Here is a 13,479-nt window from a genome sequence, read left to right on the forward strand (position 1 = left end):
AGATCTACGGCAACGCGTCGACGGAGACGAGTAGCCAGAGGTCCGCAGGGGTCGAGAGAGCCGCCGGTAGCTGCGAAGGCGGTCCCGTGCTCCGCTGGTGAAGACACTCCCGAGTGCGGGGAGGAAATGCCCCGCCGGCCTGACCCCCGTCATCGGGTCGTCGAGGCCGCCTTCAATGAGGCGGCGAAAGTGCGGTGGCACCGGGAGCACCCTTCTCCCCCGCACTCCCAAGGGGTCATGCAATTCCTCGTGAGGAGCTGTAATGATCTCTCGTGTCATGTCGGCGGAGCTCGCTGAGCACGCCGGCCAACGAGTGACGATCGCCGGCTGGGTCCATCGCCGCCGGCAGCTGAAATCCGTGTCCTTCCTCGTCGTCAGGGACCGTACCGGCCTGGCCCAGGTGGTCGCCGCGAGCGACCTGCCCGGCGAGGAGAGCGTCGTCGAGGTCACCGGCACCGTGACCGCCAGCCCGCAGGCGCCGGGAGGCGTCGAGCTGGTCGAGCCGGAGATCGAGGTGGTGGTGGAGCCGTGCGCGGCGCCGCCGTTCGACCTCTACCGGCCCGTCGTGTCGGCCGGGCTGCCGACGATCCTCGACCACGCGCCGGTCGCGCTGCGGCATCCGCTGCTCAGCGCGCCGCTGGAGATCTCGGCCGCGAGCGTGGCGGGCTTCCGCGAGACGCTCGACGGGCTCGGGTTCACCGAGATCCACACGCCGAAGATCGTCGCCTCGGCCACCGAGTCGGGCGCGAACGTCTTCGGCATCGACTACTTCGGCAGCCGCGCCTACCTGGCCCAGTCGCCGCAGTTCTACAAGCAGGCGATGGTGGGGGTGTTCGAGCGGGTCTTCGAGGTTGGTCCCGTCTTCCGCGCCGAGCCGCACGACACCGTACGCCATCTGGCCCAGTACACCAGCCTCGACGCCGAGCTGGGCTTCGTCCGGGACCACCGCGACGTGATGGCGGTGCTGCGGGAGGTGGTGGCGGGCATGCTGGAGTCGGTACGGCGCCGCGCCCCGTCCGCCGTCGAACGCGCCGGGGCGATCCTGCCCGAGGTGCCCGCCGAGATCCCGGCCATCCACTTCACCGAGGCACAGGAGCTGACCGGCTCGGCCGAGCCGGACCTGTCGCCCGCGCAGGAGCGGTGGCTGTGCGAGTGGGCGGCGAAGGAGCACGGGTCGGAGTTCCTGTTCGTCACCGGCTACCCGATGTCCAAGCGGCCCTTCTACACCCACCCGGACCCTGCGCGGCCCGGCTACTCCAACGGGTTCGACCTGCTGTTCAGGGGTCTGGAGCTGGTCACCGGCGGGCAGCGGCTGCACCGGTACCCGGACTACGTGGCCGCGCTGGCCGCCCGGGGCGAGGGGCTGGAGGCGTACGAGGGGTACTTGCAGGCGTTCCGGTACGGGATGCCGCCGCACGGCGGGTTCGCGCTCGGGCTGGAACGGTGGACGGCGCGGCTGACCGGGGCCGCCAACATCCGCCAGACCACCGCCTTCCCCCGCGACCTGCACCGCCTGTCCCCGTGACCGACGGCTCTCCGCGCCCGCCTCTCAGGCGGGCGCGGAGGGCGCGTCCCGCCGGGTACGGGGCATCAGCAGCGCGACGGCCGCGCCCAGCAGGCAGATGAACGCCGTGACCAGGAACATCTCCGTGTACTCCGTGTGCAGCGCCGCCTGCACCTTCGCGGTGTACTCGGCCAGCTGCCGCCGGTACGTCACCGTGTCCACGCCGAACGGCAGCGGCGTGTCCAGATGCGCGGTCAGCGATTGGAACCGGTAGAAGCCCCACGCCGACACCGCCGCGATGCCGATCAGCATGCCCATCATCCTGGCCACCACGACCGCCGCCGACGCCACGCCGTGCTGGGTCGCCGAGGTCACGCGCAGCACCGCCGACGAGACCGGGGCGATGACCAGGCCCAGGCCCAGACCGGCGACCACCAGGTCGACGTCCACGAGGAACCCGGCGCTCTCCAGCTCGAGCGGCCACCGGCTCATCAGCCAGTAGCCGGCCGCCCCCACCACCATGCCCGCCACCGCGACGACGCCGTCGCCCAGCCTGCGGGCCAGGAGGCCGCCCAGCAGGGCGCCCACGGTGAGCGCGGCCAGGAACCTGGCCAGGACCAGCGACGCTCCCAGCGCGTCCTCGCCGAGCAGGGTCTGGGCGGTGAACTGGACGAACACCATGGTCACCAGGAGCGCCGCCCCGGTCAGGAAGCTCACGGCCAGGGTGGCGAGCAGGGGGCCCTTGCGGGTGGCGGAGAGGTCGAGCAGGCGTACGGGGGAGCGGATCTCCCACCACACGAAGATCCCGGCCGCCAGCGCTCCGGCGGCGATCACGGGCAGGCCCCACGGGGGGAGCACGGTCTTGGCGGGGTCGGGGTTGTACAGGCCCACGACCAGCAGCGCGAGCGCCAGCGCCAGCAACGCCCCGCCGACGACGTCCACACGCCGCCTCCCATCGGCGACCTCCACCCGCCCGGCACCGGCGGCCGTCCCCGTGACCGCACCGGAGTCGCCCACGCTATGCGCCGCCGCGTCGACACCGGCGACCTCCACCCGCCCGGCACCGGAGTCGCCCACGCGATGAGCCGCTGCGCCGGCACCGGCGACCTCCACTCGCCCGGCGCCGGAGTCGCCCGCACGATGCGCCGCCGCGTCGGCACCGGTGGCCGCCTCGCCTGCGGCTCCGCCGGGCTCGACGTGGCCGGCCGTGTCGCCGGTGGGGGTCGTGGCGGGTGCGGCGTCAGGGGTGCCGGAGGGGACGGTGAAGTGGACCGCGACGGCGGCCAGGGCGGCGAGCGGGAGGTTGATCCAGAAGATGGCGTGCCAGCCGCCCAGCTCCACCCCCGCCACCACGGTGCTCGGGATCAGCGCCAGCACCCCGCCGTACAGGGGCCCGAGGGCGCTCCCGAGCTCCTGCGCCGCCCCCACGGCCCCCAGCGCCACCGGCCGCTCGCGCTCGTCCCACAGGTCGCCAATGAGCGCCATCGTGATCGGCAGCAGCGCCCCGCCCGCCACCCCCTGCACGGCGCGCCCGGCCACCACCATCACCTCGCCGGCGGCCAGCGCCGTCAGCACCGAGCCGAGCGCGAACGCCGCCAGGCAGGCGTGGATCAGCGGCCGCCGCCCGTAGCGGTCGGAGAGCTGGCCGAGCAGCGGCATCGCGGCGACGTACCCGAGCAGGAACCCCGTCACGATGGGGGTGGCCCGCTCCAGGTGGTTCAGCGGGATGCCCACGTCCTCGGCGATGTCGATGAGGACCGTGACCACCACGTACGCGTCGAGCGCGGCCAGCAGCACCACCGCGCCCCCGGCGCCGAGGACGACCCGGCGGGCGCGTCTCATCCGGCGGCGGGCGGCGTGATCGTGACCGGCGCGTCGTAGTCGCTGAACGACACCGTCACCGTGCCGCCCTGCAGCGGCAGGCTGGCCTTGGTCAGGCGGCTGGTGGCCTTGTCGAGCCAGACCTTGCCGTTCACACTCTGCGTGACGCCGGGGATGATCTGGCCGATGGCCTGCCCGGGGAAGGCGGTGGCCACCCGGTACGCGTCGCCCTCCAGCGCCTCCACCTGGGGCTCGGTCGCGGAGGCGAGCAGCTGCGCGATGCCCTTGGTCGGCTCGAGGATCACCGAGGGGTCGTAGAACTGCGCGAGCTGCTGCCGCGTCATCTTCTGGAAGCCGCCCGTCGGCCCCTTGAAGTGCACGGTGTCCCCGACCAGGGCGAAGCTGACCTCCTGCAGGCTGCCCAGGATGTCGATCGTGATCGTGCCGTCGGCGTCACCGGCGGCCGTGAGCCTGCCGTCCGCCTTCTTGACCGGCACCTTGGGCTTGCCCTCGGTCGCGATCGAGAAGCTGGCCGACTTGACGCCCTTCATGGCCTCGGAGGCCTTCTTCATCAGGTCGGGACCGGCGGGCAGCTCGCCGCCGCCGCCCGACGAGCACGCCGACACCAGCGCGAGAACGGCGACGATCAGAAGCTTTCTGAGCATGTGCGGATCGTATCCACCGCCTGGGAACGCCGTGCGGCGTCACGGATATCGGTTGGGTGTCAGCGCAATTTCTTCAGCGCAGTTTTCAGCGCAGTTTTTTCAGGCGCTCGACGATCGGCCCGTAGGCCGCGTCGATCGCTTCGAGCTGCTCGTCGGTGAGCCGGTCGACGAAGTGCTCGCGCACGCTCGCCACATGGTGCGGCGCCACCCGCTGGATCGTCTCCCAGCCCTCGTCGGTCAGCACCGCGAACGTGCCCCGCCGGTCGTCGCGGCAGTCCTCCCTGGTCACGAGACCCTTGGCCTCCATGCGGGAGATCTGGTGCGACAGCCGGCTGCGTGACTGGATCGTCGCGTCGGCCAGGTCGCTCATCCGCATGCGCCGTCCCTCGTTCTCCGAGAGGTTGACCAGGATCTCGTAGTCGTTCAACGAGAGCTGGTGCTCCTGCAGCTCCCGGTCGAGCCGGTGCATGAGAAGCTTGTGCAGCGCCAGATGCGTGCGCCAGGCACGCTGTTCGGCGGGTGAAAGCCAACGAGGCGCGCTCATGATCTCCAATCTAGCGCACGTAGAGTGAAGCGCTATGGAGCAGCGGGATTCGGGAGAGAGCCTGAGCACCGTCCTGGTGGCGGGAGCGGCCAATCTGACGATCGCCGTGGCCAAGCTCTTCGCGGGTCTCCTCAGCGGCTCGGCGGCGATGTTGTCGGAGGCGGCCCACTCGGCCGCCGACACCGTGACCGAGCTGTTGTTGCTGGTGGCAGTGCGCCGCGCGGGCCGGCCGCCGGACCGGCGGCATCCGTTCGGCCACGGCAAGAGCGGGTTCTTCTGGGCCATGATGGCGGCGGTCGCGACGCTGGTGGGCGGGGCCGGGTTCTCGATCACGCACGGACTGCACGTGATCGAGAAGGGTGAGGAGCTGACGAACCTCACCCCGTCGTACATCGTGCTGGCCGTCGCGTTCGCCGTCGAGGCCGTCTCGTTCACCAAGGCCCTCACCCAGCTGCGCAGGCAGGCCGCCAGGCACGAGCTCGACCCGGTCCGGCTGGTGCGGATCACCTCCGACACCCCGTTGAAGGCCGTGCTGTTCGAGGACGCGGCCGCCCTCGTGGGCCTGGTCATCGCGGCCGCCGGGCTGGCCGGGTCGCAGCTGATGGGCTCGGCGCTGTGGGACGGCCTGGCGTCGGTCGGGATCGGCCTGCTCCTGCTGGTGGTGGCGCTCATCCTGATCCGGTCGAACATCTCGCTGCTCATCGGCCAGGCCGCGCCCGCGCACGTGGAGGAGGGCATCCAGGCCGAGTTGACGGCCCAGCCAGAGGTGGAGGAGGTGGTCGAGCTGCTCACCATGATGATCGGGCCCGGCTCCATCCTGGTGGCCGCCAAGATCGACTTCGTGGACGTGGCGAGCGCGGCGGGTGTGGAGATCGCCTGCGACGAGGTGGAGCGGCGGCTGCGGGAGCGCTTCTCGGGGATCAGCCAGGTCTTTCTCGACCCCACTCCGACCCGCCGCCGCTGACGGGGGCAGGGGACGGGTCAGCTGAAGTAGTGCATGGCGATCGCGACGCCGATCACGTGCATCAGCACGACGATGACGATGAAGGAGATGAACACGAACTTGGCCGGCCCGTGCTCGAACGTCTTCCCCTCTTCGAGGGGCCGCCGCTGGGCCATGCGGTCGGCGATCCGCTCCTCCAGGGATTTCCGGTAGAACATGTGTACAAGTCTATCCGGGGATGGGCGCCCTCCTCGCGGGGGTGTCTGTGACGACGGCCACCCTGATGTCCGGCCCCACGCTCCATTCGAGCAGGTGGCGGCCCTCGAGGTCGTCGCCGCCCGCGCGGAGCCTGTCGAGCGTCAGCTCGCCGCGCTTGATCAGCGCCTCCTTGCGCGTCCAGTGCCGGATCAGCTCGTCGTTGCCGGTGACCATCGCCCGCTCGCGCGGGGTGAGCACCCGGTCGGCGAGCAGCGGGTCCAGCGGCCCCGGCGGCACGTGCTCCGCGTCCACGCCGACCTTGCCGGGACCGGCCGCCGCGCACACGTAACCGCGCGTGTGGCTGAAGCTGACGCCCAGCTCGGGCGCCTCCTCGATGTACGGCTTCCCGTGCCCGAGGCCGTGCAGGTCGCAGCGCTGCAGCAGGGTCAGCCCCTGCGGCTCGACGTCGAGCACGGCGGCGGCGCACAGCCGTACGAGCAGGTGGGCAGCGACGAAGCTGGCCCGATCCGCCTCGAACCTGAACCGCCCGGCCCGCTCGGTCTCCACCTCGGTGAGCCAGTCTTCCGGGGCGCGCACCTCGTCGGGGCGGCCACCCATCGCTAAAGAACCGATGGTCAGTCCTTCTTCTTGTCGCCGGTGAGGTTGTACTGGTCCTCCGAGGCCGCGCCGAGAACGGTCACGTCATGGATCTTCCAGGTCCCCTTCTCCTTCACAAGGCTGATCTTAAGGTGCGAGTCCTTGACGGAGCGGATCGCTTCGGAGGTGTTCACCTGCTGGTCCACCACGACGATGGCGTGCGCGGTGGCCTCGTCCACGTCGGCCAGGTAGACCTCGCGCACCGTGGCCTGCGAGGTGGCCTTGAGCTTGACGATGACCTGCGCCATCGCCCCGCCGAACGCCGCGTCGTAGGTGGCCAGGAAGTCGCCCGTGGCCTGCGCGGCGAGGGTGGAGCGGGTGTTCTGGAGGTTCTGGTAGTCGTAGCTGAGCAGCGCCTTGCTGAACGCGCTCGCCGCCCCCGACACCTCCAGGCGCAGCGCGCGCTCGGACTCGAGCCTGGCCCGCGCGTCCTCGGCCTGCGAGGCGGAGATCCACTGCAGCACGGCGGTGGCGGCCAGCGCGGCCACCAGCATCGCCGCCAGCGTCCCGAGCACCCGGGCCCGCGTGACGCGCCCACCGCCCTTGCCGCCCGCCGCCTCTTCGGCCGGAGCCTCTTCGGTTTCGGTGGACGTCGCCTCCGCCACCGTAGGCTGCTCTTCCTCGGAGGGGGCCTCATCGGTGCGGGCGTCCTCGGCGAGGTCCTGCTTGGCGGTCATCTCGACTCCTCACGGCGGCGGGCGGCCCGGCCCGTCGCGATCCAGCCCACGATGCCACCGCCGGCCACCACGGCGAGGAATATCCCGGCAATCAGCGGGGTGGCGTTCGGCGGGGTGCGGGACGCGGGCCCGGCGGCCGCCGCGCCGCTGGGCGACGGGGTGGCCTCGGGCCGCTGTTTCGGTTTCTCGGTGTTCTTCGCCACCGGACGCGCGGACTCGGCGGGCGAAGCGGGTGAGGCGGTGTCCGCCGGTCCGGCGGCGTCCTGATGCGGATCTGTACGGCGATCTGCGCTGGAGTCGTCGGAGTCCGGGGAAGCGGCGGGGGAGGGGCAGGAGCGCAGGGCGGGCACCGTCGGAGGCCCGACCGCGCCGGCGTACTCCTCGGCCGGGGTCGGCCCGCCCGGCACGCTGAAGATGAACGCCGCCCTCCCGTAGACGGTGTCGCCGTGCCGGTCGCTGATGTCGTCCGCCAGGCTGAGCGCGGTCGGGACGATGCTGAGCAGGTGGTGCACGTTCCGCTCGGTCTGCGCCGAGAACGCCGGTCGATGCGGCTGCCCCAGCGCCGTCAGCAGGCACGAGAACCCCGGCCTGGACTTCTTGACGGCCGCGTCCAACTGGGCGAACACCCCCGGTCCCCGGTCGAGGAAGGCGTTCAGGTCGGCACGGGAGGCGCGCAGCGTGCTCGTCACCGTGCTCAGGTCGGTGATCCCGGAGGCCAGCTCGCCCCGCTTGCCGGCCAGCGTGTGGGTGAGCCGGGTGAGCTGCACCGACAGGTCGTCGAGGACGGCGGCGTTGTCGGCCAGCGTGCCGGTCAGGGAGTGGGCGTCGTCGATGATGTTCCTGATCGCAGGGGCCCGCCCGTCCAGCGCGACGGCCAGTTCATGGGTGATCGTCTTCGCGTCCCGGGGCGGCACCGCGTTCAGCAGCTTGCCGACGCCCTCGAACAGCTTCTTGTAGTCGAGCGGCACCGACGTCTTGGCCAGCGGGATCGTGTCCCCGGCCGCGAGCGTGGGGCCCTTCACGCCGGTGGCGGGCGGCGAGAGCTCCACGTACGGCTCCCCGATGGCCGACTTGCGCCGCACCTCGGCCGTGGCGCCCTGGGGCAGCCGGATCCCCCTGTCGATGTCGAGGCCGACCACGATCTTGCCCGGCGCCAGCCGCACGTCGCCGATCTTGCCGACCCGCACCCCCAGGTACGCCACGTCGAACCCCCGGATGAGCCCCGGCGACGACACGAACTCGGCCGAGACCCGGTAGGGCCGCTCGATGGCGTCGAGCCGGATGATCGTGCTGAACGCCCAGACGGTCATGACCACGCCCAGGGCGGCGAAGAAGCCCAGGTTCAGATAGATCCGGTTTTTCATCGCGGCGGCTCCAGGAGCAGGCGGAAGTCCTCGATCCGGTTCGGCAGCAGCCCCTGCGACGATTTCCTGGGCAGCAGGACGCCCTTCAGCCACAGGTAGATCAGCACCTGCCCGTTGGCCGTGATCGGCGGCGTGTCGATGAACTTCTGCAGCCGCGCCACCAGCGTCTTCAGGTCCTCCTTGCCCCGCTGCATCGCCGACGAGATGGCCTCCAGCTCCAGCAGCAGCGTCCGCAGCCGGGCGGCGTGGCGCGGGTAGACGGTGAGGTTGGCCTCCTTGGCCAGCCGGGTGAGCGCGATGATCGTCTTCTTGACGTGCTTGCGCCCGTGCGCGATCCGCGCGGTGGCCGCGGCCAGCGTGCCCGGCAGCCGGTCCAGCTCGCCGCTGCCCTTGGCGAGGTCGTCGCCCAGCTTGGCCAGGGCGTCGATGCTGGTGCCCAGGTCCTGGCGGGCCGCGGCGTAGGCGTCGGTGACCTCGGCCGTCTGCTTGATCAGCTTGTTGACGTCGTCGCCCTTCCCGGCGAAGGCGGTGGAGGCCGCGTCGAGGATGGCGTTCACGTCCTGCGCGCCGAGTGCCTCGATGAGCGGCCCGGCCTTCGCGGTGACCTGCTCGATGTCCGGCTCGACCGACGTGTCGGCGATGGTGGCGCCGTTGCTCAGGTACGGCCCCGTGGCCAGGTCCTTGCCCGCGGGCGGCGTGAGCAGGACGTAGTTCTCGCCCAGCACCGACGTCTTGGCCACGGTGGCCGTGCTGCCCTCGGGCACCCGGTACTTGGACACGATCGACATCGTCACTTTGGCCCGGTAGCCCTCCAGCCGGATGTCGGTGACCGTGCCCACCCGTACGTCGGAGATCTGCACGCTGTGCCCGGCCACCAGGCTCTGCACGTCGTCGAAGACCGCGTGCAGGGTCAGGTCGCCGGTGGTCGCGCCGAGCGTCTGGAGCGAGCACGACGCCGTTACGGCGAGCGCGAGGATCGCGGCGAGCAGGCGGGTCCTCATCGCCGCCTCCCCTGCTGCTCGTAGGGGCAGTTGCTCAGCCCGGCGGGCAGGCACGGCACCCGCCCCAGGTTCAGCGATTGGAACAGCGGCGTCAGCCACGCCTTGGTCATCGCGTTGAGCACGACGCGGATCTTCAGCACGTGCTGCTTCCTGTCCCACGAGTCGATCACCACGTCGGCGAAGTCGGCCGCGCCCTTGATCGCCTGTGCCACGGACGCGCTGTTGGCCCGCATGGTCAGCACCAGCTCGGCCAGCGTCCCGGCGGCCTGGGGGAGCCGCTCGGAGTACTGCTCGATGATCACGTCGCCGCGCCGCACGAAGTCCGAGATGCCGGTGATGAAGTCGCGCAGCCGCCGCCGCTCCTCCGCCAGGATCGAACTGGCCTCGGCGAACGCGTCGATCGCGCCCGTCACCTGGCTCTCGCGCCGGTTGAGGCCGGTGGCCAGCCGGTTCAGCCCCTTGGCCAGGTCGACGAGCTGCTGGTCCTGCTTGGCCAGGGTGCCGGTGAGCCGGGAGGTGTCGTCGATGGCGTTGTTGATGGTCTTGCCGCGCCCCCTGACCCCGTCGGCCAGGTCGCTCGCCACGGAGCCCAGCTTCTTGTCGTCGAGCGCGTCGGTGAGCTTGGTGAACGCGTCGAGCGCGTCGTCGATCTCCACCGGCAGGTCGGTGCGCTCCAGGGGGATGACCGTCCCCGGCGCGACCTTCTGGTCGCCGGGCTTCCACGGGGGGTAGAGGACGACGTTCCGCTCGCCGAGCGTGTTCTGCGGCGCGACCACGGCCTTCACCTTGGCCGGGAGCGGCACCTGCCGGTCCACCAGCAGGTCGACTCTCACCTTGTCCCCATCGATCCGGATCTTCTCGACATATCCGGCGTCCAGCCCCATCACCTTGACCCGCGCCTGCTCGTACAGGGAGGGCGCCTTGCGGAAGATCGCCACCAGCCGGTACGGCTCCGGCCCCAGCACGGTGCACCCTGATGTCAGGAACACCCCGGCCACGGCCAGCAGGACCGCCACGAGTCGTCTCATTTGGCGCTCTTCCTGTCCTTGGAGATGGCGGCGAGCACCTCCGGGTTGATGGGGCCGAGGCCCGTGGCTATGGCCTCGAGCCACGGGCCTTGACCGCCCATCGTGGACAGGCCGGAGAACGTCGGGCCCGCCCATGCCAGGAGCGAATTGAACTGCTTGTTGCTGCCGCTGAGCCGCGTCGTGATGGCCGCGTTGTCGTCCAGCACCTGGACGAGAGTCTTCTCGTGCTCGTTGATCAGCTTGGTCGTGCTGCGCACCAGGTCGCTGCCGTCGCCCAGCAGCGTGCGCAGCTCCGCGCGCCGCCGGCGGAGCTCGGCCAGCATGACGCTGATCGCGTCGATGAGCCGCGCGAGCTGCCTGTCCTTCTTCTCCAGGACGTTCATGATCCGGGTGCCGTTGTCGATGAGGCGCTGGAGCTGCGGCTCGCTCTTGCTGATCGTGTCCGACAGGTCGCCGATGTTGCGCAGCAGCCGGGTGATGCGGCCGCGCTTGCCGAGGTCGACCTTGTCCAGCTCGGTGAGCAGGTCGTCCACGGCGTCGGTGTCCAGGCGCTGGACCAGCCGGGTGGCGTCCTTGATGGCGTCGTTGATCAGGGTGGGCACGCCGGTCCGCGTCACGGGGATGCGCCGTTGCCCCTCGGGGAGCTGGTCCATGAACGGGGCCGTGACGGGGCCGGTGAGCTTGACGTACCGGCCGCCGAGCAGGTTCGACAGGGCGATGTCGGCCCGGGTGCCGCGGCCGAGCCGTACGCCGTCGTCCACCTTCCAGGTGACCACGACGTCGCCCTGCGCGTAGTCGGCGCGGACCTCGGTGACCTTGCCGATGCGCACCCCGGCGACCCTGACGTCGTTTCCGGTGCGCAGCCCGCCGGAGTCCACGAACACGCCCGACATGGAGTAGCCGCCCTCCAGCAGCCCCAGGTTGCCGACCAGGAACGTGCCGACGAGGATCGCGGCGAGCGTGGCCAGCGACACGAGGCCGACGACGATCCGGTTGCGGTCGCGGAAGGACTTGAGCGCCATCACTCGCCCACCAGCAGCTTCTGCAGGTCCTTCGTGCTCTGGACCCGGGTGTTGCGCAGCGGCGGCGGCGCCTGCATCCCGTACGGGCAGGGCGCGGCGCTCAGCGCCACGCACGGGACCGCGGTGATGAAGTAGCGGCCGCGGTCCACGGTCTGGTACGCGCGGGCGAACAGCGGCTGGAACGTGCTGACCGTCCTGTCGATCTCGTTCACGTGCCGCCTGATGCCGCCGGTCAGGCCCGACAGGTTGTCGACCAGCCGGCCGAGCTCGTCGGCGTTCTTGCCGAGCACCTCGTTGGAGGTGTGCACGGTCGTCGACAGCTCCACCAGCGACTCGTCGATCAGCTCGCGGTTGTCGGCGAACGCCTCCGACAGCGTGACGAGGTTGTCGACGAGCTGCTCGATCTGCTTGTCGCGCCGGGCGACCACGCCGGTGACGGTGGCGTAGTCCTTCAGTAACTGCTCGATGGTCTTCCTGCGCTCGGTGACCGTGGTGGTGATGGCGTTGACGTTGTCGAGCAGCCTCGGGATGTTCCGCTCGTTGCCCTTGAGCGACCTGGCGGCGGCGGTGAGGAGCTGGTTGATCTGGTCGGGGTCCAGGCTGCGGGTGAGCGGGCCGAGGTCGCTGACCAGCTGGCCGATGTCCACGACGGAGGACGTACGGGTGATGCGCGCCCCCGGCGTCAGCTTTCCGGGCGCGGTGCCGGGCATCAGGTAGACCACGCGCTGGCCGACCGCGTTGCGCCAGCGGATGGCGGCCTCGGTGTCGGCGGGCACGGTGATCCCCTGCTGCACCTCCATGGTCACCTCGGCCCGTCCGTCCACCACCTTGATCGTGTCCACCTGGCCCACGGGCGCTCCGGCGATCTTCACCTGGTCGCCCTCGTTCAGCCCCGACACGTCGTCGAACACGGCGACCAGCGGATATCCGGCGTCCGTGCTCACCCGGGCGATCTGCACGCCGATCACCGCGATCAGCGCCACGCACACGCCGACGAAGACCGCGAACCGCGCGAACGTCCAGGCCCGGCGCATGTCAGCGCCTCCCGTCGGTCGGGCCGCAAATGCCGACGATCAGCTCGCAGACGTCGGTCGCCACGAACGCCTCGACCTGGAGCTGGCGGGTGTTGCCCGGCCCGGGCGCCTCGATCAGCTCGTTGAGCAGGTCGACCAGCCTGTTCAGGCCGCGTACGCCGTCGCCGGCCAGGCCGAGCTGGGCGTAGATGAGCGCGGCCACCCGCTCGGTGGAGTGCACGCCGGCCCGCAGGTCCTGACGGTGTTTGGCCAGCCCGTGCGCCGCCAGGCCGGAGACCGAGGTGACCTCGTCCAGCAGCGCGCGCACCTTGTCGGCCCGCGCGAGCAGGTCGGGGGTGATGACGTTGACGTCGGAGGAGATCGAGACCAGGTCGTCGCCCTTGTCCTGCAGGGCCGTGCCCAGCAGGGCGGCGTCGTGCAGGAACTGCCGGGCCCGGCCGCGCTGCCGGTGCGCGACGCCGACGAGCGTGCCGGCGTCGCCGATCAGCTCGCGCAGGTTCTCGCCCTCGCCGTCCAGGCCCTGGGCCAGGGTGTGCACGATGACGGTGACCTCGCGCGGGTCGACGGCGTCCAGGCCGCGGTAGGCGGCGCCGAGTGTGTCGGACAGGTCGAGCGGTCCCTCGGTGTCGGTGATGACGGCGCCACTGGCCAGGTAGGGGCCGGTGGTCTCGCCGGAGCCGGGCTTGAGGTCGAGGAACTTGGGGCCGAACACCGAGGCCGGCTCGACGGAGGCGACCGTGGACCCCGGCACCTTGACGCCGGAGTCGAGGTGCATGGTCACCACGGCCCGGCCCTTGGCGTCCAGCGACACGCTCGTCACCTTGCCGACCGTGATGCCGCGGATCTTGACGGGGGAGCCGGCGTCCATGCCCTGCCCGGCCCTGGCGAACACGGCGTCGATCCTGGTCCCGCTCAGCTCGGTGGCGGTGCGGACGACGTACAGGGTGGCCGCGGCGAGCACGACGAGCACGGCGAACGCGATGCCCACCCGGGCGGCGAGGGAGAGTTGGAATCGGCCCAC

The 13,479-nt window shown here is 71.1% G+C and carries 14 protein-coding genes; 2 read left to right on the forward strand and 12 right to left on the reverse strand.

The annotated features are described in order from the left end of the window. The first annotated feature begins 262 nt into the window (after nt 1-262). The gene (gene aspS / locus ABZX61_RS06265) at nt 263-1,525 is read left to right on the forward strand and encodes an aspartate--tRNA(Asn) ligase (protein ID WP_355191957.1); all 1,263 of its coding nucleotides are present in this window, start codon (nt 263-265) and stop codon (nt 1,523-1,525) included. A 24-nt stretch (nt 1,526-1,549) separates the two neighbouring features. Here aspS and ABZX61_RS06270 read toward each other — a convergent pair whose 3' ends face one another. The 3 genes from ABZX61_RS06270 to ABZX61_RS06280 all read right to left on the reverse strand — a co-directional run bounded on the left by ABZX61_RS06270 (nt 1,550) and on the right by ABZX61_RS06280 (nt 4,534). After that, nucleotides 1,550-3,346 carry an MFS transporter gene (locus tag ABZX61_RS06270; protein ID WP_355191958.1) on the reverse strand — a complete coding sequence of 599 codons (1,797 nt, stop codon included), beginning with the start codon at nt 3,344-3,346 and terminating at the stop codon, nt 1,550-1,552. Further along, the gene (locus ABZX61_RS06275) at nt 3,343-3,990 is read right to left on the reverse strand and encodes an LppX_LprAFG lipoprotein (protein ID WP_350726443.1); all 648 of its coding nucleotides are present in this window, start codon (nt 3,988-3,990) and stop codon (nt 3,343-3,345) included. The genes ABZX61_RS06270 and ABZX61_RS06275 overlap by 4 nt, the downstream gene beginning before the upstream one ends. 85 nt (nt 3,991-4,075) lie before the next feature. Continuing rightward, a complete protein-coding gene (locus ABZX61_RS06280) occupies nt 4,076-4,534 on the reverse strand; it encodes a MarR family transcriptional regulator (RefSeq protein WP_350726444.1) in 459 nt (152 codons plus the stop codon). 34 nt (nt 4,535-4,568) lie between these two features. Between ABZX61_RS06280 and ABZX61_RS06285 the strand changes: the two genes are divergently transcribed. Then, on the forward strand, nt 4,569-5,498 hold the full coding sequence (locus ABZX61_RS06285) for a cation diffusion facilitator family transporter (RefSeq protein ID WP_355191961.1): 930 nt from the start codon (nt 4,569-4,571) through the stop codon (nt 5,496-5,498). Nucleotides 5,499-5,515: 17 nt separating this feature from the next. Here ABZX61_RS06285 and ABZX61_RS06290 read toward each other — a convergent pair whose 3' ends face one another. Genes ABZX61_RS06290 through ABZX61_RS06330 form a run of 9 tightly spaced genes read right to left on the reverse strand, consistent with a single transcriptional unit; the run spans nt 5,516 to nt 13,479 of the window. Beyond that, nucleotides 5,516-5,695 carry a hypothetical protein gene (locus ABZX61_RS06290; RefSeq protein WP_350726448.1) on the reverse strand — a complete coding sequence of 60 codons (180 nt, stop codon included), beginning with the start codon at nt 5,693-5,695 and terminating at the stop codon, nt 5,516-5,518. A gap of 10 nt (nt 5,696-5,705) precedes the next feature. Beyond that, entirely contained in the window at nt 5,706-6,293 is a 588-nt protein-coding gene (locus tag ABZX61_RS06295) for a 4'-phosphopantetheinyl transferase superfamily protein (RefSeq protein WP_350726450.1), read from the reverse strand. Nucleotides 6,294-6,310: 17 nt separating this feature from the next. Beyond that, nucleotides 6,311-7,009, reverse strand: coding sequence for a hypothetical protein (locus tag ABZX61_RS06300; protein ID WP_355191963.1), 699 nt, complete (start codon nt 7,007-7,009; stop codon nt 6,311-6,313). Further along, nucleotides 7,006-8,373 (reverse strand): MCE family protein, encoded by a 1,368-nt coding sequence (locus ABZX61_RS06305; protein WP_355191965.1) that lies wholly within the window; start codon nt 8,371-8,373, stop codon nt 7,006-7,008. Before ABZX61_RS06305 ends, ABZX61_RS06300 begins: the two co-directional genes overlap by 4 nt. Then, nucleotides 8,370-9,374 (reverse strand): MCE family protein, encoded by a 1,005-nt coding sequence (locus ABZX61_RS06310; protein WP_355191967.1) that lies wholly within the window; start codon nt 9,372-9,374, stop codon nt 8,370-8,372. Before ABZX61_RS06310 ends, ABZX61_RS06305 begins: the two co-directional genes overlap by 4 nt. After that, nucleotides 9,371-10,402 (reverse strand): MCE family protein, encoded by a 1,032-nt coding sequence (locus ABZX61_RS06315; RefSeq protein ID WP_355191969.1) that lies wholly within the window; start codon nt 10,400-10,402, stop codon nt 9,371-9,373. Before ABZX61_RS06315 ends, ABZX61_RS06310 begins: the two co-directional genes overlap by 4 nt. Beyond that, nucleotides 10,399-11,424, reverse strand: a complete 1,026-nt coding sequence (locus ABZX61_RS06320) for an MlaD family protein (RefSeq protein ID WP_355191971.1) — start codon at nt 11,422-11,424, stop codon at nt 10,399-10,401. Before ABZX61_RS06320 ends, ABZX61_RS06315 begins: the two co-directional genes overlap by 4 nt. Further along, nucleotides 11,424-12,458: an MCE family protein gene (locus tag ABZX61_RS06325; protein WP_355191973.1), complete on the reverse strand. Its 1,035-nt coding sequence runs from the start codon at nt 12,456-12,458 to the stop codon at nt 11,424-11,426. The genes ABZX61_RS06320 and ABZX61_RS06325 overlap by 1 nt, the downstream gene beginning before the upstream one ends. Before the next feature lies 1 nt (nt 12,459). Next, nucleotides 12,460-13,479, reverse strand: a complete 1,020-nt coding sequence (locus tag ABZX61_RS06330; protein ID WP_355191975.1) for an MlaD family protein — start codon at nt 13,477-13,479, stop codon at nt 12,460-12,462.

This window comes from Nonomuraea sp. NPDC003709, assembly GCF_040610775.1.
Lineage (GTDB): Bacteria > Actinomycetota > Actinomycetes > Streptosporangiales > Streptosporangiaceae > Nonomuraea > Nonomuraea angiospora_A.